This is a genomic window from Ensifer sp. SL37 (assembly GCF_026672675.1).
Classification (GTDB): Bacteria; Pseudomonadota; Alphaproteobacteria; order Rhizobiales; family Rhizobiaceae; genus Ensifer; species Ensifer adhaerens.
Window position 1 is genome coordinate 2,449,804 of sequence record NZ_JAPPRN010000006.1, and the last position, 20,335, is coordinate 2,470,138.

19 protein-coding genes and 1 tRNA gene are annotated in these 20,335 nt (G+C 63.0%); 11 read left to right on the forward strand and 9 right to left on the reverse strand.

Translation table 11 applies throughout. The features are described from left to right. Positions 1–11: 11 nt before the first annotated feature. Positions 12–764, reverse strand: a complete 753-nt coding sequence (locus OVA00_RS23930) for a cephalosporin hydroxylase family protein (protein WP_112975155.1) — start codon at positions 762–764, stop codon at positions 12–14. 191 nt (positions 765–955) lie between these two features. Between OVA00_RS23930 and OVA00_RS23935 the strand changes: the two genes are divergently transcribed. From OVA00_RS23935 to OVA00_RS23955, 5 genes are all read left to right on the forward strand, one after another. Beyond that, positions 956–1,516, forward strand: coding sequence for a dTDP-4-dehydrorhamnose 3,5-epimerase family protein (locus OVA00_RS23935; protein ID WP_112975154.1), 561 nt, complete (start codon positions 956–958; stop codon positions 1,514–1,516). Positions 1,517–1,580: 64 nt separating this feature from the next. Beyond that, entirely contained in the window at positions 1,581–2,051 is a 471-nt protein-coding gene (locus OVA00_RS23940) for an aminoacyl-tRNA deacylase (RefSeq protein ID WP_034794215.1), read from the forward strand. Between the two features lie 228 nt (positions 2,052–2,279). Then, entirely contained in the window at positions 2,280–2,594 is a 315-nt protein-coding gene (locus OVA00_RS23945; protein WP_051659302.1) for a hypothetical protein, read from the forward strand. Between the two features lie 262 nt (positions 2,595–2,856). After that, positions 2,857–3,534 (forward strand): L,D-transpeptidase, encoded by a 678-nt coding sequence (locus OVA00_RS23950; RefSeq protein ID WP_034793947.1) that lies wholly within the window; start codon positions 2,857–2,859, stop codon positions 3,532–3,534. A gap of 13 nt (positions 3,535–3,547) precedes the next feature. Further along, positions 3,548–4,084, forward strand: coding sequence for an OmpA family protein (locus tag OVA00_RS23955; RefSeq protein ID WP_112771976.1), 537 nt, complete (start codon positions 3,548–3,550; stop codon positions 4,082–4,084). A 112-nt stretch (positions 4,085–4,196) separates the two neighbouring features. On the opposite strand, the gene OVA00_RS23960 is transcribed toward OVA00_RS23955, so the two are convergent. Continuing rightward, positions 4,197–4,273, reverse strand: a tRNA-Arg gene (locus OVA00_RS23960). Between the two features lie 365 nt (positions 4,274–4,638). On the opposite strand from OVA00_RS23960, the gene OVA00_RS23965 reads away from it, so the two are divergent. From OVA00_RS23965 to OVA00_RS23975, 3 genes are read left to right on the forward strand one after another with little or no spacing between them, the layout of a single operon-like run. Next, positions 4,639–6,183: an ArnT family glycosyltransferase gene (locus OVA00_RS23965; protein ID WP_268089725.1), complete on the forward strand. Its 1,545-nt coding sequence runs from the start codon at positions 4,639–4,641 to the stop codon at positions 6,181–6,183. A 43-nt stretch (positions 6,184–6,226) separates the two neighbouring features. Continuing rightward, a complete protein-coding gene (locus OVA00_RS23970; protein WP_051659300.1) occupies positions 6,227–7,234 on the forward strand; it encodes a UbiA family prenyltransferase in 1,008 nt (335 codons plus the stop codon). Continuing rightward, entirely contained in the window at positions 7,231–8,004 is a 774-nt protein-coding gene (locus OVA00_RS23975) for an HAD family hydrolase (RefSeq protein WP_268089726.1), read from the forward strand. Before OVA00_RS23970 ends, OVA00_RS23975 begins: the two co-directional genes overlap by 4 nt. Here OVA00_RS23975 and OVA00_RS23980 read toward each other — a convergent pair. From OVA00_RS23980 to OVA00_RS23990, 3 genes are read right to left on the reverse strand one after another with little or no spacing between them, the layout of a single operon-like run. After that, positions 7,988–9,016 (reverse strand): NAD-dependent epimerase/dehydratase family protein, encoded by a 1,029-nt coding sequence (locus tag OVA00_RS23980; protein ID WP_268089727.1) that lies wholly within the window; start codon positions 9,014–9,016, stop codon positions 7,988–7,990. The genes OVA00_RS23975 and OVA00_RS23980 overlap by 17 nt on opposite strands. A gap of 36 nt (positions 9,017–9,052) precedes the next feature. Further along, entirely contained in the window at positions 9,053–10,522 is a 1,470-nt protein-coding gene (locus OVA00_RS23985; RefSeq protein ID WP_268089728.1) for a GMC family oxidoreductase N-terminal domain-containing protein, read from the reverse strand. Continuing rightward, complete coding sequence (locus tag OVA00_RS23990) at positions 10,488–10,883, reverse strand: hypothetical protein (protein WP_060605073.1); 396 nt, start codon at positions 10,881–10,883, stop codon at positions 10,488–10,490. The genes OVA00_RS23985 and OVA00_RS23990 overlap by 35 nt, the downstream gene beginning before the upstream one ends. 192 nt (positions 10,884–11,075) lie before the next feature. Here OVA00_RS23990 and OVA00_RS23995 point away from each other — a divergent pair, with 192 nt between their 5' ends. Beyond that, on the forward strand, positions 11,076–11,519 hold the full coding sequence (locus OVA00_RS23995) for a GtrA family protein (RefSeq protein ID WP_060518852.1): 444 nt from the start codon (positions 11,076–11,078) through the stop codon (positions 11,517–11,519). 59 nt (positions 11,520–11,578) lie between these two features. Here OVA00_RS23995 and OVA00_RS24000 read toward each other — a convergent pair whose 3' ends face one another. The 3 genes from OVA00_RS24000 to xylF form a co-directional block, all read right to left on the reverse strand. After that, the gene (locus OVA00_RS24000; RefSeq protein WP_034793927.1) at positions 11,579–12,364 is read right to left on the reverse strand and encodes an ATP-binding cassette domain-containing protein; all 786 of its coding nucleotides are present in this window, start codon (positions 12,362–12,364) and stop codon (positions 11,579–11,581) included. A gap of 12 nt (positions 12,365–12,376) precedes the next feature. Next, a complete protein-coding gene (locus tag OVA00_RS24005; RefSeq protein ID WP_060518850.1) occupies positions 12,377–13,702 on the reverse strand; it encodes a sugar ABC transporter permease in 1,326 nt (441 codons plus the stop codon). 226 nt (positions 13,703–13,928) lie between these two features. Beyond that, positions 13,929–14,966: a D-xylose ABC transporter substrate-binding protein gene (gene xylF, locus OVA00_RS24010; protein WP_034793921.1), complete on the reverse strand. Its 1,038-nt coding sequence runs from the start codon at positions 14,964–14,966 to the stop codon at positions 13,929–13,931. Between the two features lie 347 nt (positions 14,967–15,313). Between xylF and OVA00_RS24015 the strand changes: the two genes are divergently transcribed. After that, positions 15,314–16,540 (forward strand): ROK family transcriptional regulator, encoded by a 1,227-nt coding sequence (locus OVA00_RS24015; protein ID WP_060518848.1) that lies wholly within the window; start codon positions 15,314–15,316, stop codon positions 16,538–16,540. Positions 16,541–16,656: 116 nt separating this feature from the next. After that, a complete protein-coding gene (locus tag OVA00_RS24020) occupies positions 16,657–19,017 on the forward strand; it encodes a bifunctional diguanylate cyclase/phosphodiesterase (protein ID WP_268089729.1) in 2,361 nt (786 codons plus the stop codon). Positions 19,018–19,090: 73 nt separating this feature from the next. On the opposite strand, the gene iolG is transcribed toward OVA00_RS24020, so the two are convergent. Beyond that, positions 19,091–20,083: an inositol 2-dehydrogenase gene (iolG, locus tag OVA00_RS24025; protein WP_034793914.1), complete on the reverse strand. Its 993-nt coding sequence runs from the start codon at positions 20,081–20,083 to the stop codon at positions 19,091–19,093. Positions 20,084–20,335 lie beyond the last annotated feature (252 nt).

The window sequence follows — 20,335 nt, forward strand, 5'->3', positions numbered from 1 at the left end:
CACTTGTCGCCCTACTTCTTGATGCAGCGCAGATAACCGCGCGGCGAGCTTGACAGTACGAGCTTGCCGTTCAGCACGTCATCGGCCTCAAAGCGCGTCTGTTCTTCCATATAGGCCTTGAGCGCCGCGTAAGGCTCATCGCCGGCGTGCCAGATTTTCGACCGCTTGGTTGGCGTCTGCGACGCCTCCGCCCACCCGAGCACCGTATCTGCCACAACCATGTACTGGCCCTCGGTCACCAGCGGCCCATAGGTGCGAAGTTCGTCGAGCACGTGGTCGCGGCTATGGTCGCTGTCGAGCACCACCATGACCGAGGCGCCTTCGGGGATCTCGGCCTTCACCCTGGCCAGCGTCTCCGCTGCCGTCGAGGGACCCTCGATCAGCGTGATGCGCGAAGACATCGGGTGTTTTTCGATCGAGTCGCGGTTGTGGGCGCGGATGTCGATGTCGACGCCGATGACCTTGCCCTTGCCGATCAGCTGCAGCATCGCGGCCATGAAGATTACCGAGCCGCCGCGGGCAACGCCCGTCTCGATGATGATGTCCGGCTTCGTGTTCCAGATGACTTCCTGGGTCGCCATGACGTCAGCCGGCATCTGTATGATCGGCACGCCCATGAAGGACCAGAGATAGGAATAGTCGTACTTGTCGAGCGTTACCAGGGTGTCGAGCGACTGTTGGAAGGCGTCCTTATCCTTGCCCAGCGCAAGAGCCATCTCCGTCTTGTGGGCTTCGAATGCGAGACGATCGTCAACTACTGTCATTGCTGCCTGACACCCTTTATTGAATGCAATCTACGGATGCGTCGCCAGAAGCGAAGCGCGATCTGCTGCGGTTTATCCGATTCGCAACGCTTTCCTGTGAACGCTTTCATGTCGGCAATTGCAAATACGGTCAAGGCCGGTTTCTTAAGGGCGAAAAGACGGGTAGTCCTTGGTCTCTGGCGGAAGGAACCATGTCGCGATTCGATCGAATTTCTACACCCATAGCGGGTCTCATCGTCGTCGAGCGGCAACGCAGGGGCGATGATCGCGGTTTCTTCTCGCGCTTCTTCTGTCGCGAGGCGCTGGCCGATTTCGGCGGCGATGGAAAGATCGCGCAGATCAACCATACCCTGACGCAGGCAGCAGGCACGATCCGCGGCCTGCACTTCCAGCAGGCGCCGCACGACGAGGCGAAATTCGTCTCCTGCCTTTCCGGCGCTGTCTTCGATGTGGCGGTCGACCTGCGGCCGGATTCTGCGACCTATCTGCAATGGCACGGGGAGGTGCTGAGTGCGGACAATGGTCGCTCGATGATGATCCCTGGCGGTTTTGCCCACGGGTTCCAGACGCTGACCGAGGATTGCGAGCTGATTTATCTGCACGACAAGCCCTATGCGCCCGAGGCCGAAGGCGGGCTTAACCCGCTCGATCCGGGGCTCGCGATCGGCTGGCCGTTGCCGGTCTCGCAAATGTCGCCGCGCGACCAGGCGCTCCCTTTGCTGCCGAACAGGATCGTCGCCGCCCGTCGTTGACTTCGTGAGGGATGGGAGGACAATAACCTCTCCGCGCCACCACGAGAGAGAAGGGGTGTCGACGATGACGATCGCCAGAAAACTTCAGGACTATATCGACGGTTCGGGTGTCGCCTATGACACCGTCGACCATCACCGCACCGCGACCACCAGCCAGACGGCGCGGGCGGCGCATGTGCCGGGCAGCCGGCTTGCCAAATCCGTGGTCGTTCACCACGAAATGGGCTACGTGCTCGCCGTCGTGCCGAGCACGCACCGGGTCGAACTCTCGACCCTGCAGGACGTAATGGACCGCCGCCTCGGCCTCGCTTCGGAAGAGGAGGTCTGCAATCTCTTTGCCGATTGCGACATCGGCGCCGTGCCGCCGGTTGGCTCGGCCTATGACGTGCCGGTGCTGCTAGACGAAAGCCTCGGCGATGTCAGCGACGTCTATTTCGAAGGCGGCGATCACCGGACGCTGGTGCACATGAGCGGCGCGAATTTCCGCAACCTGATGCGGGGCGCGCAGATCGCCCGCTTCAGCCATCCGGCGTGACTGGCCGTTCAGAACGATCTTGTTTGCGCTGGCGTGACGCCTGCCGCCTGTTCCTTGGCGCCATCCGCTTGAAGCGGGAAGGAGCGGCCAACCGCTGGTCGATATTTGCTGTGCTTGAATCTGCCAGTCGGGCTTGTCAAAGCGCACGCTAGGCGGCACCATCGCGCTCGACGGATACCTTTATCTAACTGGGTTGGGGGATCGATGGTGCGCATACGCTCTGCGAATATGTCCAAGTCTCTGGCAGTACTGCTGGTTGCGACCAGCGTTCAGTCCTTCGGTACCTCGGCACGTGCCGAAGGCGTCCTGTTCGATCAATTTCCGTTTGCCGTTGCCTGCGAATACAAGGGCACCCAGCACGCCTTCTATCTGTCCAAGGTGACGGCGGATGGAACCGCAACCTATCAGGCTTCTGACAACTTCGCCGGTACGATCACGCTGGACGGCGCGGCCAAGGCGGTTGGCTCTGATGCCGGCGGGAGTTGCCTTGGAAAGACGCTCGCGGAGCTCAGGGCGTCAGGTCAGGCACGCGATATCAAGTAGTTCGCCGCATATTGCCGGTAAACGCAGCTGACGCTTGCGCCGCGGCCGGCGCCGCGCAGCATTGCAACGGCGAGGCGGGCGAAGGCACGTCCGCGGTGGGCTGGCGATGTCTGCCGCCTGTTCGTTTGCGACGAACGCCGAGAAGATCCAATCTATTGTCCGGTCGTCGCGAAAGAATCGATGCTTGAGAATTTTCTGTTGTAGCAGTTCAAAAATCTGATTTACTGCAGCCTCGCTAATTGGCTTTCGGGGGATATTGCCGATGGTGTGGACCCGCAGGGAGACTATGCTTGGTGGTTTGGCGCTGCTTGGCGCCAATGCGCTTCAGAGCCCGGCACTGGCAAAGGCGACAGCCTATTTTTCCGGCCCGGCCGTGGATAACGGCGTCACATACCGGAGCACCAATTTCGCCAACATTGACAGGAAATGGCAGCGCCAGGTCGTCAAGTATTTCAGCAGCGAGCCGATCGGCACCGTCGTCGTCGATACCAGGCACCACTTTCTCTACCTGATCATGGAGAACAAGACGGCCATCCGCTACGGCGTCGGCGTCGGGAAAGAGGGTTTCAAATGGTACGGCCGGGCGACAATCGACCGGAAATCGCTGTGGCCGCGCTGGACGCCGCCACCGGAGATGCGTGAGCGCCACCCCGAACTGCCTGAGTTCGTCGAGGGCGGCTCGCCGAAAAACCCGCTCGGCCCCCGCGCCATGTACCTGCTGCGCGACGGCGTCGATACCGGTTACCGCTTCCATGGCACGCTGGAGCCGGGCAGCATCGGCAAGGATGCCTCCAGCGGCTGCATCCGCATGTTCAACGAGGATGCGATCGACCTTTACCAGCGTTGCCCCATCGGCACGGCGGTGCAGGTGCTGCCGCATATCGCCGAAAAGGCCCCCGAGGTCAGCCAAGCAACCCCGGTCGCAACTCCGGTCGAATGAGGAATATCACCCGATGCCCGCTATGACCGGATTGACGAGGCTGCTTTCCGCGGCCGCCATTCTCTTGACGCTTGCTTCCTGCAACACCACCGAGATTGCCGCCGTCGAAGAGCCCGCAGCCGTGCCGATGACCGGAAAAACCGACGACCCGGCACCCGGCTTCGAAACCGTATCGGTCGGTACCGAAGAGGACTTTATCCTCAATGTCGGCCGCCGGACCTACTTCACCCAGGATTCCTCCGCACTCGACAGCGTCGCCAAGGCGACACTCGACAAGCAGGCGATCTGGCTCAACAGCAACCCGCGCTGGCTGGTCAAGCTGCAGGGCTTCTCCGACGACAGCGGTTCCGCTTCCAAGATGGAAACGCTGTCGCAGAAACGCGCCGATGCGGTAATGGCCTATCTGGTGTCCAAGGGTGTGGACCCCAATCGCTTGTGGGCCAAAGGCTACGGCAACGACCGCGAGGTGCGCGACTGCACCGAGCGCTCCTGCAAGGTCCAGAACCGCCGCGTCGTCTCCAATCTCAGGACGGAACGCGACGCGACTTGAGCGGGCTCTGTCCGCAAAAGCACAGCTTGATGGCGAGAACCGTTGTGCGGAGGCGCATGAGCGCATTGCGGGTCAACTCGTTTGAAGGCGAACAATCTGGCTGAAATTTAAATGGCGCACCCGACAGGATTCGAACCTGTGACCTTTGGAATCGGAATCCAACACTCTATCCAGCTGAGCTACGGGTGCATCCGTTGGCGGCAGGGCCGCCGAAGCAGGCTGTGAGCGGTTCTTAGCCTAGCTTGCGCGTCGCTTCAATGGTCATTGCAAGAGATTGTGGTAGAAACCGCCATCCTGTGCTTGCGTTGTGGTCGCGGCGCATCGCTTCGGGCAATGGCGCCGGGCGACGGCCAACCCATCTGACGGGATCACCCACCCGATGTAGCTAGAATTGGTCAGGCGAACGTCCTTGCGACGAAAGGCGGCGCGTTATAAATTCTGCATTAAAGATAATTCTAAATTAAAGTGCCAGTGCTCAAGTAGGCAAGCGTTCCAGTAACCAAGTGCTCCAGTACCCAGTGCTCGCGTAATTGTTTCAGGCGAGGGGGCAAGTTTTGGTCAACCGATATCTCACGACCGGCGAACCGGCGTTGGAGAGGCTGCGCTCCGATCCCGCATTGATGTTTCTTGTTGCTCTCGCGGCCGTGCTTTTCGTGCTGAACACCTGGAACGGTATCGGCATCCTCCCGGATTCGACGCGTTACATGCAGATCGTCAGCACGCCCTATGACGCGCCGCTTTACGCGTGGATGCTGGGTGCCGGGGGATCCCTTGGGTTTGCGCTTGAGCATGTCGCGCTCGGCATCGCCTTTCTGCTTTATCTTCTCAATACCTGGCTCGTCTTTTCGCTGTTCAGGACGGCGCTGCCGGATCAACCGTTCTTCGTGACTGTCGGAACGCTTTTGATCATCGTCAATCCGACATTCCTCTGGACGAGCACGATAGCGATGTCGGAGGCGCTGTTCCTTGCGCTGACATTTCTCGCCATCCGTTTCTTCATTCGCTATATGCGCGGTGAAGGGCGGGGGCCCTTGCTTGCCTCGTCTGCCTGCGTCGGGCTTGCCATGCTCGCTCGCTTCGTGGCGCCTCCGGTCGGGGCGGCCTTTGCCACAATCGCGCTCTTCTACAATTCGGCGCGATCCCTTCGCCAAAGGCTCCTCGACGTCGTCCTCCTGTTCGCTGGTAGCGCCGGTATCTTTCTCGCCTGGGTGATCGTCAGCAAGCTGCTTATCGGCCGGTCGGTTGGCCGCGCGCTATGGTTCTATGGCAATGCCGATGCCGATCGCTGGCTAGGCGGGCTGTCGCTTCTGGCGAGCTTTCTCCTGCCGAGCCAGGTGCCGCAGGTGATCCGCATCCCGGTGCTGCTTCTCGCGCTTGTCGCGGCGACGGTTGTTCTGGTGCAGACGCTGAAGCGAAACTGGCCCGAACGCCGGCCGGACGACCACGATCTGATGACCCTCATCTTCGGCCTGTTTGGATATTTCTATCTGCTGTTCGTCGTGCTCGCCGTGCATGTGGAGGCGAACCTGCAGCTTAATTCGCGCTACTCGCTTCCCTTCTATGTCGCCATCATCTTCGTTCTGGTAATTGCGGCGGCGGACTATTGCGGTCGCGTCGATGCAGCACCTGTCGTCCGGCGTTCGCTTGCGCTGATCCTGCTCTGCCTTCTCGCCATCCATGGACTGCGCAGCACCGCCCAGACGGCGGAGGCCTTCCGTGACGGGGTGGGGTTTCAGAGCACGGCCTGGAAGTCGTCGCCGATCGTGCGCGCAGTCAGGGCGTTGCCGGCAGATGCGGTCATCTTCACCAATGCGTGCGACCCGCTCAATTTCCTGACGCGCCGCGCGACGGACTGGATCCCCTCCCACAGCGAAAGGCGAACCGGCCTTGAGAGTGACGCGGGTTCGCTCGACGTACAGCTAGAGCGGTTTCGCGAGGATATGGCGCAGAAGAATGCCTATGTCGTCTTCGTCGATGCGATCGACTGGCGGTTCTACCTGGTGACGGAGAAAGAGCTCGTCAAACTCGCCAAGCTGAAGCTCGTGCGCTCCGAGAGGGACGGTCGCATCTACCAGACGGCAAGTACCGGCGCGCCGTAGGCGTCCCGACTCAGGCGCGTGGTCTCTAGACAAGGAGAGGGACATGCCAGCAAACCCGGAAGAGACGACGCCTATCGAGGCGTTGGGGCCCCAACCGCGGGGGAGGGCAAGCGACTACCTGTCGCTGGCCCGGTTCGACCATGTCACCAAGCACGTTTTCATCCTGCCTGGGCTGATCCTTGCCTGTGCCCTCAGCGAGCCTGATCCGGCCGCTCTCGTCATCAATATTCCCGTGGGGCTTCTGAGCGCCGTCTCGATCGCATCGGCCAATTACGTCATAAACGAGTGGCTCGACCGGGAACGCGACGCGGCCCATCCGACCAAATCGCAGCGTCGCGCCGTCGTCGTCGAGATGCAGCCGCGCATCGTCTACGGCGAATATCTGCTGCTTGCCGTCATCGGACTGCTGCTTGCGTCGGTCGTCGGTAAGCTGTTCTTTGCCACGTCGCTGCTCTTCCTGCTGTCCGGCATCCTCTACAACGTCGAGCCCATCCGGGCGAAGGACAAGCCCTATCTCGATGTGCTGACGGAATGCCTCAACAATCCGATCCGCTTCCTGCTCGGCTGGGCCATCGTCGATCAGGTGACCTTGCCGCCGGTCAGCGTGCTTGCGGCCTACTGGATGGCCGGCGCCTTCCTGATGGCGGCCAAGCGGCTCGGGGAGTATCGCGACATCGCCGCGAATGCGGGGGTCGCCGTCCTGAAGAAATACAGGCGGTCGTTCGAATACTACACCGAGGAGAGCCTCACCGTTTCCTGCTTCGTCTACGCGATGATGACGGCGTTTCTGCTTGGCGTTTTCCTGGTGAAATACCGGGTGGAATACATCCTCGTCTTTCCGTTCATCAGCGGCCTCTTCGCCGTCTATCTCTGGCTTGCCACGCGCCCCGGATCGGTGGTGCAACGGCCGGAAAGGCTGTTTCACTCCCGGCGGCTGGACGTCATGCTGACCTTGACCATCGTCGTCTTCCTGTTCGCGAGCTTCGTCAACGTGCCGGTGCTGGACTTCCTGGCCGCTTCGTTCCTCGTGCCGATATCGTCGCTGCAATGACCGGTTCGACGCTGCCGAACGGGGCCTTGCCAAATGGACCGGTGGATTGGGATCGGGTGCGCCTCGTGGTGTTCGATCTCGACGGCACGCTCTACGACCAGCGGCGGCTGCGGGCGCGGATGCTGCTGCGGCTTGTTGCTGACGCGGCGCGCAGGTGCAGCCTTGGCACCATCCGCGTCCTGCGCGCCTTTCGCGACTGCCGCGAGGAACTGGGCGATGCGTTGGCGACCGATGTGGCAGCCCGGCAATACGAACTGACTGCGGAGCGGTGCGGGCAGTCGCCGCAGAGCGTCCGGAAGACGGTCGAGGAATGGATCGAACGGCGTCCGCTCGATCTCCTTCCGGCTTGCCGGTGCCGCGGCGTCGAGCGGGTGTTTGCCGGCCTTGCGGTTCAGGGAAAGACGATTGCGGTTTTGTCCGACTATCCGGCGTCGGAGAAACTGAAGGCGCTTGGCCTTGGCGCCAGCATCGTCGTCTCCGCCATGGATCCCGAAGTCGGCGCTTTGAAGCCGCATCCGGCCGGTCTTGCCCATGTGCTCAATCGTGCGCAGGTGCCGGCGGAGCAGGCGATCATGATTGGCGACCGGGTGGAGCGCGACTGGGCGGTGGCGCAGAGCCACGGCATGCGCGCCCTGATTCGCAGCGCAAGCCCAATTGCCGGCGTCGATACGTTCCGCGGCTATGACGACGAAATCTTTTGGCCAGTGACGGAGCCGCAGCCGATGGGCGCGCCGGCTCCGGCGCCCCGCTCGCTTACGATATCATCTTGAGCAGCCAGAGCGCGCCCTGCTTGAGCGGCGCGCGGTGCGGGCTCTTTGCGGTGACGGTTGACGCGAGCTTCGCGCTTTGGCGATACCAGTCGTAGCTCTCCTGCAGCATGGCTTCGTTGGAGTATTTCGGCCGCCAGCCCATGGCAAGCAGGGGCTCGACGTCGAAGTAGCATTCCTTGTGGTAGGTGAGGTAGTGCCAGGGCACCAGCGGCGAGACCCTCAGCCAATGCAGCGCCCGCAGCGTGTTGATGGTGGCAGCGGTCGGAAGGCTCCGGACTTTCGATGTGCTGCCGGCATAGCGGATCAGGGCCTCCAGGTCATGGCGCAGCGTGCCGAAGCTGTCGGTGCCGACATTGTAGGTGCCGCTCCGACCGGCCTTGAGCGCCAGCATGTAGAAATCCATGAGATCATGGGCGTGGACGAACTGGAACTTGATGTTGCCGGATCCGATGACATAGACGGCGCGGTTCTCGCTGATCCATTCAAAGAGGATCTGGAAGATGCCGAGCCGGCCGCCGCCAAGGGTGGCGCGGGGCCGGATGGTGATCAGGGTCATATCGGCGGCCGTGCAGATGGCCTCGGCCACTTCTTCGCCGGCGCGCTTCGATTTTCCATAGGGCTCCACCGGGCGAAGCGGGGTTGTCGCCGTGATGGGGCCGGAAGGCGGGATGCCGTAGGCGGCGGTCGAACTGACATGGATCAGCGACCGGACGCCCGCTCTTGCGGCTTCCTCGCAGACGATACGGGTCCCCTCGACGTTGACGTTCCAGTAGTCGCGCCCCGCATCCGTCTGCGCCACCAGCGCCGCATTGTGGTGGACGACGTCGACGTCGCGCATGGCGGCGCGCACGCCGTCGCGGTCGAGCACGGAGCAATTGACGAACTCGATATCCGCCGGGCGGGAGCGATCCTCCCAGAGGTCGAGCACCCGCACCTCGTCGCCGTGTTCGCGCAACCGTCGAGCTGCGAGGTTGCCGATGAAGCCTGATCCGCCGGTGATGAGATGTCGCATATGTCCCTCCAGCCCCTGTCTGCGGAAGTTTTCTGATCAGATCGCCCGATCCTCGAGCGCGCGTGTGATGTTGCGATGCGCGACGGCCATCACTGTCCCTTGTGGATTGACGACCGTCGGCCCGCACAGAAGCGAAGCGTCGGCGATGTAGAGATTGCTGGCGCCATGCACGCGTCCGAACGAACTCGCAGCGCATTTCTCGGCGTCCTCGCCCATCGGGCAGGAGGAGAAGAGGTGAAGCGCAGTGGCGTTTGCCTGCTTGGGAGGGAGCGTTTCGGGAAGCTTGGCGATATCGGCCAGCGATTTCAGCACCGGATAGCCCGGAATGCTCGGATAGACTGCAAGGGCACCGGCGGCAAAGAGCACTTCGGCGAGGCGTGCAAGGCCGACGGCCAGTTCCTTCAGGTCCGACGGTTGAAGGCCGACCCGCACCAAGGGATCGCGAAAGCCGGGCAGGGATCTCACCTTGCCGGATCCGCCGGTGCTCTGCACGTAGTAGATCGCCATGCGCCGCCAGTCCCGATCGACCGCATCGATCATCTCCGGGTGTGCCGCCATGGCCAGCGCCAGCGCCGGCCGTTTGCTCATCGAGCAGCCCATGCTGAAGCGCGGGTCGAATTCCTTGATCTGGTGGACGGGTTCGAGTTCGCCAGGGGTGTTGAGTTCGTCGGGGAAGACTGCCACCACCTTCAGCATCGGATGGAAGCGCAAGCTGTCGCCGACATGGCGCGTGATGCCTGAGCGGCGCAGCAGCCACGGGGTCTGCACCGCGCCGCCGGCAACGAAGACGGTTTTTGCCTTCAGTTCGATCTGGCGCGTGCCCGCCGGTCCCTTGCTGCGCGCATGCACCGTCCACTGCCCGTTCGCATGGGTAAGCTTGGTCGCGCAGGTATCGGCGAGCAGCATACCGCCGGCGTCGAGGAAGCGCGGCACGAAGGTTGCCGACATCGATTGCTTGCGGCCCGGAGATCCGCCGGCCCCGGCGGCGGCGTAGGCAAAGAGGCGCGGCACTTCGAGGGAAGACCATCCGAGCCGCTGCGCACCCTCATCGAGCCGTGTCGACAGCTGCGGCGCAGGGCCGGGCAGGTATTCGACCCGGGCTACTGCCTCGCAGGCATCGAAATGCGGGGTCAGTTCTTCGAGCGTCAGGGCATCGACCCGATAGTCGCGGTTCCAGCGGTCGAGCACCGCTTGCGGCGTGCGGTGGTAGAGGCCGCGGTTGATCTCGCTGCCGCCGCCGACGCAGCAGCCCTCGACATAGGCGATCTTCGTCGCGCCGAAGCCGATGTTGATGCCGGCGTTGCGGTACTTCTGAAGGATTTCCTCGCGGGAGAAATGCGGCGCAGACTCGAGCGCCAGATGCGGACCTTCCTCGATCATCAGCACGGACTTGCCCGCCTCCGCGCAACGGGTGGCGGTCACCGCACCGCCCGGGCCGGAGCCGATGACGATGATGTCGGGGGCAAGCCTCTCAGGGGCTAGCAGGTGCTCCGGTTGCAGGTTCATGCTGGTAATCCTGGCCGTAAAGGTCTGAGTAAATACAGAATAATGCCAATGACATATGGAACTCGACGAAGCGCCGCCGGAACTCGAGGCGGGATTGCCGCCATTTGTCGAGTTCGGCCAGTCGGTCGTCGAGCGAAAGCTGATGAAAGAACTTGCCTCTGCGCAGCAGCGGCCAGGCATTGAAAAGAAGCACGAGACTATGGAAGGGCGGGCGCAGATAGTCGGGCATCTGACGATGAACTTTCAGCAGAAACTCTGCCGCACGTACGCCCAGGGCGCCTCGGCTGTCATCGGTAGCGCCGCGTTCATGGGCAATCGCCTCGCCGAGCGCCAGGATGGCCTGTTGAAAGTGCTGCGACATGGCCGAGCCCCGTTATCAAGCCGGCCCCTCGAAAGGAGCCTGGCGCTGCTTTGATGAATACGGTTGTCTGCTCTTTACTGCCTGTATTTCTAGCTGCTCTTATAAGCAAAAGCTACTAAAACGTTGTTTTCGACCAGGCGGCGACCATCTATGCGCCAGCCGCTGGATGTCGCTCGATGCGAAAGGCACCGGATGAGACGCCTTCTGGATATGAGCTTTGTTCGCTATTTCGCCTGCGGCTGCATCGCGGCGAGCCTGCAGGTGGCTACGCTCGCCGTCCTGGTCGAGACGGCGCGGCTCGAACCGGTCTATGCGTCCACCATCGCTTTCTACTTTGCCGTCGTCGTCAACTATTTCCTGCAGCGGCGTTTCACCTTCCGATCCGACGAACCGCACCTGAAGGCGTTGCCGAAGTTCTTGGCGGTGTCGACCTTCGGCGCCGGAATAAACGCGGTCGCCTTCACGCTGCTATCGGCCGTCATGCACTATGTCGTTGCCCAGGCGCTGGCGCTGCTCCTGGTCTTTTCGGTGAACTATGCGCTGAGCCGGACGCTGATCTTTCGCGCCGGCAGCGCGGGGGAAGGGCGCGGCACAGAGCCGGCCCGTGCTGCGGGGCGAGCCCCATCGGGCAAATAGAAACGCCGCGCCCGGGGGGCGCGGCGTCATTGAGAGGGTGGTCTTGTGCGACGCTGGGCTTACGCCACCTGCATGGCGCCTGGGCCGGGGATCGCCTTTGGCGGCACCTTGCCCATGATGATCATGCCGAGCACCTCGTCCTTGGTGACGTCCTCGGTGCGGGCCTGGCCGACGACCTGGCCATTCTTCATGACAGACACGCGGTCGGCGAGGTCGAAGACGTCGTGGATGTCGTGGCTGATCAGGAAGATGCCGATGCCTTCGCGCTTCAGCTGCTTGATGAGATCGCCGACCTGGGCGGTTTCCTGCGGCCCAAGGGCTGCCGTTGGCTCGTCCATGATCAGGATGCGGGCGTCGAAGAGGATCGCGCGCGCGATCGCCACCGATTGCCGCTGGCCGCCCGAAAGCGCCTTCACCGGCTCCTTGAAGCGCTGGAAGTTGGGGTTGAGGCGCCCCATGACTTCGCGGGCCTTGGCCTCCATCGCCACGTCGTCGAGCGTGCCCCAGGGGGTGCGCAGCTCACGGCCGAGATAGAGGTTGGCGGCGGCGTCGACATTGTCGGCGACGGCGAGCGTCTGGTAGATCGTCTCGATGCCGTATTTCTTGGCGTCGCGCGGGTTGTTGATGTCGGCGGCCTCGCCATTGATCAGGATCTCGCCGGCATCGCGCTTGTAGGCGCCCGAGAGGATCTTGATCAGCGTCGACTTGCCGGCACCGTTGTGGCCGAGCAGCGCCACGACCTCTCCGGGGTAGAGGTCGACGGAGGCGTTGTCCACGGCGTGAATGCCGCCGAAGGAGATGGAAATGTTCTTCATTTCCACAAGCGGAGTGCGTTGGTCTTTCATGGATCGTACTCCTTACTTGGCGCGGGCGCGGTAGACGGTGTCGAGCCAGACGGCGACGACGAGGACTACGCCGACGACGATGCGCTGGAACGGACTGTCGATCCCCAAGAGCACCATGCCCGACTGTAGGGATTGCATGACGAGCGCGCCGATCATGGCACCGGCGATCGTGCCGACGCCGCCGGCAAGCGAGGTGCCGCCGATGACGGCTGCAGCAATCGTGTAGAGCTCGTCGAGTTCGCCTTGCGCGTTGGTTGCCGCATTGAGGCGGGCGGTCGAGATCGCCGCGGCGATGGCGCAGAGAATGCCCATCAGCGTGAAGATCTTGACGGTAACCCAGCGGGTCTTGATGCCGGCGAGTTCGGCCGCTTCCGGGTTGCCGCCGAGCGCAAAGACGTAGCGGCCGAAACGCAGGCGGGTGGCGATGAAGGTCATGACGATGCCGACGGCGATCGCCATCAGCACCGGAATGGCAATGCCGTGCGAGATCAGCAGACCGCCGTCCGGCCAGGCGATGCCGTTGGCGTCGGCATATTTGCGGGCGATGTTGGTCGGCCAGTAGTAGCTGTTGGCAACGGCGATCGCGCCGAGAACCAGGATACAGCCGAGGATCGCCAGGAAGTACTCCGCCCAGATCGGACGGAGCGGGAAGCGGAAGCGCTTGCGCTGCTTGCGCGAATTGAGGATGGCGGCGACGATGGCGATGCAGGCAAGGATGCCGACGATCCAGCTTGCCGTTGCGCCGATCGAGCCTTCAGTGCCGCCGCCCATCAGGCGGAAGGTGGCGTTCATCGGCGCGACCGTCTGGCCGCTGGTGACGAACCAGGTGGCGCCGCGCCAGACGAGCAGGCCGCCCAGCGTGACGATGAAGGCGGGCACGTTGAGGAAGGCGACGATCGAGCCCTGCAGCGCGCCGATGGCGGCACCGACGGCGATGCCGCTCAGAAGGGTGATGATCCAGATGGCCGGGTGTTCGAGGCCGAGATATTGCGGCAGGAACTTCGCCTGCATGACCCCCATGACCATGCCGCAGAAGCCGAGCACGGAGCCGACGGAGAGGTCGATGTTGCGGGTGACGATGATCAGCACCATGCCGGTCGCCATCACGGCGACGGAGGAGGTCTGAACCGTCAGGTTCCACAGGTTGCGCGGCGTCAGGAACAGCCCGCCGGTCATGATCTGGAAGCCGACCCAGATGATGACGAGCGCGCCGACCATGCCGAGCAGCCGGGTGTCGATCTCGGTGGCGCGGAAGAAACGTTTTACCGGGTTCTCGTCCGCTGTACGGGCGCGATTTGTCTGTGCGCCCTTTGTGTTGCCTTGTGTGATGTCGGCCATGGACGTGCCTTCCCCCCACTTATGTTGTTGATGTCATCGCGTCAGTGGCACCAAGAGCCCCAAGTGGACGCGACAAGTCCGGTACGACGGCAGAAACCGAGCCTTCGTGCTGATTGTGCGGTCGCGGTAGCGGTATTGTCCGCCGCGTCCGCACCTTGCGCAAGCGCCGCAACGGGTTGCGTTGCGGCGCTTGTCTTTTGTCAGCGCTCAGTTCTGCTGGTGCGGCTTATTTGCAGGCCGCGACGTCGCCCTTGACGCCCTGGCAGGCTTCAGCCTTGGAGATCCAGCCCGCGTCGATGACGACGTTCAGGTTGTCCTTGGTGATCGGCAGGGGAGCCAGGAAGACCGACTGCATGGCCACGCCCTTCGGGCCGCCGTTGAAGGTAGTGACGCCAGAGACTTCTTCCATCTTCTTGCCGCCGGCAAGTTCGACGGCGACTTCTGCGGCGCGCTTGCCGAGTTCACGGCTGTCTTTCCAGACCGAGACGGTCTGCGTGCCGAGAGCAACACGGTTCAGGGCCGCCTTGTCGGCGTCCTGCCCGGAGACCGGAACGGAGCCGGCCAGGCCCTGGGCATCGAGGGCTGCGACTGCACCGCCCGCGGTGCCGTCGTTGGAAGCGACGACCGCATCGACCTTGTTGTCGTTGGCGGTCAGGAACTGCTCCATGTTCTTCTGGGCGTTTTCAGGCTTCCAGCCGTCGGTATAGGCTTCGCCGACATTCTTGATCTTGCCGGCGTCGACGGCTTCCTTCAGCACTTCCATCTGTCCGGAGAAGAGGAAGTCGGCGTTCGGGTCGGAGGACGAGCCCTTGATGAAGACATAGTTGCCTTCCGGCTTGACCTTGAACACTTCGCGGGCCTGCATGCGGCCCACTTCCTTGTTGTCGAAGGTGATGTAGAAGGCGGCCGGGTTTTCGATCAGGCGGTCATAGCCGACGACCGGAATGCCTTCGGCAGCGGCCTTTTCGATCGCCGGGCCGATGGCGTCGCTGTCCTGGGCGAGCACGATCAGTGCGTTGGCGCCCTGAGCGATCAGCGACTCGATGTCGGTCAGCTGCTTGGCGGCGGACGACTGGGCGTCAGCGGAGATGTACTTGTCGCCCGAGGCTTCGAGGGCTGCCTTGATGGCGGCTTCGTCGGTTTTCCAGCGCTCTTCCTGGAAGTTGGACCAGGATACGCCGACGACCAGGTCCTTCGCCTGGGCAACGGAATGCAGGGAAACGATGACGGCAACCCCTGCCATCAGCTTCAAAACGGTTTTCATTTCATCCTCCCGAGTGAGGGCCGGCCAAGCGTGCGAACCTCCCGCACCATCCTCCGCCAGCCTTAAGACGCTGTCGTAGATCGTGCCGCTACATTGTGCGGAATTATTTTCTCGACAGTCGAGAAAATGAATGTCATGGATTTTTGAGGCTGTCAACACGGTGCGAAAGCGGTGGTTGCGGCATCAACAAGGTGCTCCGCGAGCGGTCGCGTCCGATGTTTCTCGACCGCCCTGAAAATCGGTGCCACAAGGCTGTCGACAAGGCGTTCTGCTCCTTGTCTTGCCGTTCAACAGATGCTTTGGGAGGGGCATGTGTTCGAAGGATCCGCCACTGACAGGGACGTCTCATGCTGACCAAGTCCAGCACTGAGCTCGTGCGTCAGCAAAACAGCGCGCTGGTCCTTGCGGCGCTCAGGCGCGCCGGCAATCTCTCCCATACGGAAATCTCTGCCGAGACCGGGCTTGCCTCCGCGACCGTTTCGGCGATCACGGCGGAACTGGAAAAGGCTGGTGCGCTCGCCAAGGCAGAGCAGCAGGTCCAGGGCGGGCGCGGGCGGCCGCGGGTGCTGTTCACGCCACGCCGCGATCACGGTCATCTGATCGTCGTTCGGATCTCGTCCGACATCGTGCAATATTCGCTGGTCGACTACGGCGGCACGTTGCTCGACCGCTTCGACGAAAGCCGAAACCACGACGAGCGCGGTACGGCCCCTTTCGCCCGGGCATTCGTCGATGCGCTCGAGCGCCTGTTGCAGCGGTCGAGACTGGAGCGGAACCAGGTACTGGCCGTCTCTATCAGCAGCAAGGGCCTGGTCGACGGCGCGTCCGCGCGGCTCTTGTGGTCGCCGGTGTTCGGGCGGGAGGAGCTGGATTTCGCCGCGCTGCTCGCGCCGGACTGGCGGGCGAAGGTCATGCTCAGCAACGAAACCCTTCTGGTCGCGCAGGCCCTCGCCGCCCAGGCAGAGCGCAAGCCGGAGAGCGGCTTCAGGGCGCTTGCGGCGATCTCGCTCGGCCACAGCATCGGCCTTGGTGTTGCCCGCAAGAGCCAGAGCGGCGATATGGATGTCAGCGCGCCGAATTTCGGCCACATGCTGCACGCGCCGTCCGCGGGCCTTTGCCGCTGCGGCGCCTATGGCTGCATCGAGGCGGCGGCCGGCTTCTACGGCATCCTGCGCGCGGCCTTTGAGGTGCCGGCAGACACGATCCCCGCCAAGTTCGTTCCGGTGACGGAGCTCGACAAGATTGCCGCCAGCGCACGACAGGGCCACCGCATGGCCGGCTATGCCTTTCGCCAGGCCGGCATCGCGCTCGGCAACGGCATCTCACGCATGTTGAGCCTCTACGAGCGCATGCCGGTCCATGTCACCGGACCCGGCATCCGATACTTCGATCTGATGCTGCCCGGGATCGAGGAGGGGCTTGCCCAATCGATGCAGATCCGTCTTCAGGGGCCGCCGGAAATCACGGTCGTTGCCGACGAGCAGCGCCTGGTTTTCGAGGGGCACCTGGCGCGGGCGCTGGGTGTGATCGATGGCGACATCGCCAGCGTCGGCGGATCGGCGATGCACGGTTGAGGCGAATTTTCGGGCAACCATTTTTGGGGTTGTACCGAAGGCGAACAATTCCAGTGATACAATTTACAGTTATTTAGCGACTCCTTGTCAAGGTGACCCTGACGCGGGAGACGATTATGTTTTCAGTGATTGCATGCATACGCGACGATCATGACTGGCGCCTCATCCTGGTTGCCGCGATCGTCTGCCTGGCAGGCAGCGTCGCGACGATGCTGCTCCTGTTGCGCGCGCAACGAAGCGAAGGCAGCCAACGCGGTTTGTGGATCGCGGCCAGCGGTTTTGCCTGCGGTATCGGCGTCTGGTCCACCCATTTCATCGCCATGCTCGCCTATGACGGCGGCGTTCCCGTTGCCTATGGCGCCTGGGGCACGCTCCTGTCGGTGGCCGCGGCGATCGCAGCGTCCTGGATGGCCTTTGCGATCGGTCTTGGCGGGCGCTCGCATCTCTCGATGACCTGCGGTGGCCTGCTGCTCGGCGCCGGCATTGCGGCGATGCACTTTACCGGCATGCGGGCAATCGAGATCCAGGGACATATTGCCTACGATCCCCAATCCACCGTCTCCGCCGTCCTCGCCGGGACGGTGCTGGCCGGTGCCGCGCTCTACGCCTTTCAGCTCTTGCGCGGCGTGCGGCGCCTGGTCGTCGCGTCGCTCCTGCTGGTCGTCGGCATCTGCGCGCTGCACTTCACCTCGATGAGCGGCATCACGCTGGTGCCCGAGGCCAATGTCGCCGTTGCCGATACCATCCATCCCGCCTGGCTTGCAGGCGGCGTCATTGCCGCTTCGACCACATTGATCGTGCTCGCCTTCGGCGCGCTCTTCCTCGACCGGCATCTGACGGATCTGCGCGGACTCGCCAATGCATCGCTCGAAGGCATGGCGATCGTCTTCGATGGCGTAATCGTGGACGCCAACGAACGCTTCGCGGGCCTGACAGGTCGCAAGCTCTCGGAGCTTTCCGGACGGCACCCGGCAGACATCTTCGTCTTCGGCGAGGAGGGGTTGGACGCCCACAGACACGGCGACGGTCCGGGCGAAATCGACCTCTTGAACGCAGAAGGTCGCACCATTCCCGTCGAGTTCATGTGCCGGACGATCGAGTATCGCGGCCGGGAATGCGACGTGATCTTCGTGCGTGACTTGCGGGCGCGTAAGGAAGCCGAGCGCACGATCGAACATCTCGCCCATCATGACGCGCTGACGGACCTGCCGAACCGCGCCTTCTTCGACCGCAGGCTGGGCCAGACGCTGGCGGCGGCGGCTGCGAGAAACGAGGAACTGGCGATCCTCTGCCTCGACCTCGACCGCTTCAAGGCGGTCAACGATATCTTCGGCCATGGCGAGGGCGACCGCATCCTGATGAAGGTCGCCGATATCCTGCGCGCAGCCGTCGGCGAGCAGGATACGATCGCCCGGCTCGGCGGCGACGAGTTCGCGATCATCCAGGTGGGCGGCAGGGAGCCGGAGGCGGCGCGGCAGTTGACGGACCGGATCCTGGCGCTGTTTGCTGCCGAGATGGACACCAATCGTGACCCGACCGCCGTCGGCGTCAGCATCGGGGCTGCGATCTTTCCGGCAGACGGGCAGACGGCGGATCAGTTGCGCAACAATGCCGACACGGCGCTCTACCGCGCCAAGCAGAGCGGCAAGGGCATCGCCTGCTTCTTCGACCGGGAGATGGACGAGGCGGTACGCACCCGCCGCCAGATCGAAAACGACCTGCGCCATGCGGTGCTCCGCCGACAATTCTTCCTCGAATACCAGCCACTGGTCGAAGTCCAGAGCGACCGGATCATCGGCTACGAAGCGCTGCTGCGCTGGGAGCATCCGCAGCGCGGGTTGATCGGCCCGGATGTCTTTATCCCGATTGCCGAGGAGAGCGGCTCGATCATCCAGATCGGCGAATGGGTGCTGGAGCAAGCCTGCACGGAAGCGGCGAAGTGGAACGAGCCCCTGCCGATCTCCGTCAACATTTCGCCGGTCCAGTTCCTTTTGCCCAACCTCTTCGACCAGGTTGCGAACATCCTGCGCCGCACCGGCCTTAATCCCTGGCGGCTCGAACTCGAGATTACCGAGGCGGCGCTGATGCACAATCGCGAGGACGTGCTGGCAGTGCTGGTGCGGCTACGGGTCCTTGGTGTGCGGATCGTCATGGACGATTTCGGCACCGGCCATTCGTCGCTGAGCAACCTTCAGACGTTCCCCTTCGACAAGCTGAAGATCGACTGCAGCTTCACCGCGGCGCTGGAAAAGGACCCTTCGGCGCAGGCGATCGTCCGGGCGATCATCGCGCTTGGCCACAGCCTTAGGCTCGCGGTCGTGACCGAGGGCGTCGAAACCGAACGGCAAAGACAGATCCTTGCGGAGGAGGGCTGCCTGCAGATACAGGGCTTTCTCTCCGGTCGGCCGGGTGCCGCGCCCAGCACCGGCCAGGAAACCGCGCGCCGGGAGAAGGTGCCGGCGCGCGCCGACGGTTGAAACGGCCGCGGCCGGGCAGTGCGGATACGAAAAAGGCCCGGCCTTTTTCCTTGATCGGTCGTCGGTCGAAGGCTCAGGCGACGCTGATCTGGCGCTTTTCGACGACGGACTTTACAGCCGCATCGGCAAGCGCGAGAGCCGCGAGACCATCCTTGCCGGACGGCGTGATTTCCGCACCCTTTTCGATCGCGGCGATGAAGCTCTCGATCTCGTTGGCATAGGCTTCGGTATAGCGGGTCATGAAGAAATCGTGCAGCGGCGGGCGGGTGTAGCCGTCGCCATTGGCGATCTCGATCGAGACCGGGCGCTGGTTCTCGGCGGAAGCCACGCCCTTCGAGCCGTGGACTTCGATGCGCTGGTCGTAGCCGTAGGTGGCGCGACGGGAGTTGGAGATGATCGCCTGCTTGCCGGACGCCGTCTGCAGGATGACCGAAACGCTGTCGTAGTCGCCGGCTTCGCCGATCGCCTTGTCGACGAGAACGGCAGCGGTTGCCGTCACCGAGACCGGCTCTTCGCCGAGCAGGAAACGGGCCATGTCGAAGTCATGGATGGTCATGTCGCGGAAGATGCCGCCCGAACGCTTGATATAGTCGACCGGCGGGGCGCCCGGATCGCGCGAGGTGATCGTCACCATTTCGACATCGCCGATCTTGCCGGCGTCGATCGCCTTCTTCACGGCCATGAAATGCGGGTCGAAGCGGCGGTTGAAGCCGACCATCAGCTTGGCCTTGGTCTCGCTCACGACCTTGAGGCAGGCCTTCACGCGCTCGGCGTCGAGATCGACGGGCTTCTCGCAGAAGATCGCCTTGCCGGCGCGGGCGAAGCGTTCGATCAGGTCGGCATGGGTATCGGTCGGCGTGCAGATGACGACGGCGTCGATGTCCTTGGCCGCTTCGATCGCTTCGATGGTGCGGACCTCGCAGCCATACTGCTTGGCGATGGCATCGGCGGCGGCGGGGAAGGCATCGGCGACGGCAACAAGCACAGCGTCGGGATTGCCGCTGACGGCTTTCGCATGAACCTTGCCGATGCGGCCGGCGCCCAGAAGACCAAATCTGACTGTCATCTCTGTTTCTCTCGAATTCCGGTTCGCGACCGGGAAGGGGCGTGATGATCGGCGCTCATCGCGCAAAGGCGCCGCGGAACGCTGCTTCCGCGAATGGTTTGGAGAATTGCCACGAAAGACCGCGCGTTGGAACGCTGCGCTCAGCACCTCTCCCTTGATACCTCCGTTTCTACTCGGCAACTTCCTATTTAGAATGAAGTCGCCGATGTAGATTATTTCGGAATTTTTATTCCATTTTTATTGCGTCCGTCA

Excerpts from the sequence above, each read along its gene's own strand:
- OVA00_RS23930 (WP_112975155.1), bottom strand. The coding sequence starts at position 764 with ATGACAGTAGTTGACGATCGTCTCGCATTCGAAGCCCACAAGACGGAG.
- OVA00_RS23935 (WP_112975154.1), top strand. The coding sequence starts at position 956 with ATGTCGCGATTCGATCGAATTTCTACACCCATAGCGGGTCTCATCGTC.
- OVA00_RS23940 (WP_034794215.1), top strand. The coding sequence starts at position 1,581 with ATGACGATCGCCAGAAAACTTCAGGACTATATCGACGGTTCGGGTGTC.
- OVA00_RS23945 (WP_051659302.1), top strand. The coding sequence starts at position 2,280 with ATGTCCAAGTCTCTGGCAGTACTGCTGGTTGCGACCAGCGTTCAGTCC.
- OVA00_RS23950 (WP_034793947.1), top strand. The coding sequence starts at position 2,857 with ATGGTGTGGACCCGCAGGGAGACTATGCTTGGTGGTTTGGCGCTGCTT.
- OVA00_RS23955 (WP_112771976.1), top strand. The coding sequence starts at position 3,548 with ATGCCCGCTATGACCGGATTGACGAGGCTGCTTTCCGCGGCCGCCATT.
- OVA00_RS23970 (WP_051659300.1), top strand. The coding sequence starts at position 6,227 with ATGCCAGCAAACCCGGAAGAGACGACGCCTATCGAGGCGTTGGGGCCC.
- OVA00_RS23975 (WP_268089726.1), top strand. The coding sequence starts at position 7,231 with ATGACCGGTTCGACGCTGCCGAACGGGGCCTTGCCAAATGGACCGGTG.
- OVA00_RS23980 (WP_268089727.1), bottom strand. The coding sequence starts at position 9,016 with ATGCGACATCTCATCACCGGCGGATCAGGCTTCATCGGCAACCTCGCA.
- OVA00_RS23985 (WP_268089728.1), bottom strand. The coding sequence starts at position 10,522 with ATGAACCTGCAACCGGAGCACCTGCTAGCCCCTGAGAGGCTTGCCCCC.
- OVA00_RS23990 (WP_060605073.1), bottom strand. The coding sequence starts at position 10,883 with ATGTCGCAGCACTTTCAACAGGCCATCCTGGCGCTCGGCGAGGCGATT.
- OVA00_RS23995 (WP_060518852.1), top strand. The coding sequence starts at position 11,076 with ATGAGACGCCTTCTGGATATGAGCTTTGTTCGCTATTTCGCCTGCGGC.
- OVA00_RS24000 (WP_034793927.1), bottom strand. The coding sequence starts at position 12,364 with ATGAAAGACCAACGCACTCCGCTTGTGGAAATGAAGAACATTTCCATC.
- OVA00_RS24005 (WP_060518850.1), bottom strand. The coding sequence starts at position 13,702 with ATGGCCGACATCACACAAGGCAACACAAAGGGCGCACAGACAAATCGC.
- xylF (WP_034793921.1), bottom strand. The coding sequence starts at position 14,966 with ATGAAAACCGTTTTGAAGCTGATGGCAGGGGTTGCCGTCATCGTTTCC.
- OVA00_RS24015 (WP_060518848.1), top strand. The coding sequence starts at position 15,314 with ATGCTGACCAAGTCCAGCACTGAGCTCGTGCGTCAGCAAAACAGCGCG.
- OVA00_RS24020 (WP_268089729.1), top strand. The coding sequence starts at position 16,657 with ATGTTTTCAGTGATTGCATGCATACGCGACGATCATGACTGGCGCCTC.
- iolG (WP_034793914.1), bottom strand. The coding sequence starts at position 20,083 with ATGACAGTCAGATTTGGTCTTCTGGGCGCCGGCCGCATCGGCAAGGTT.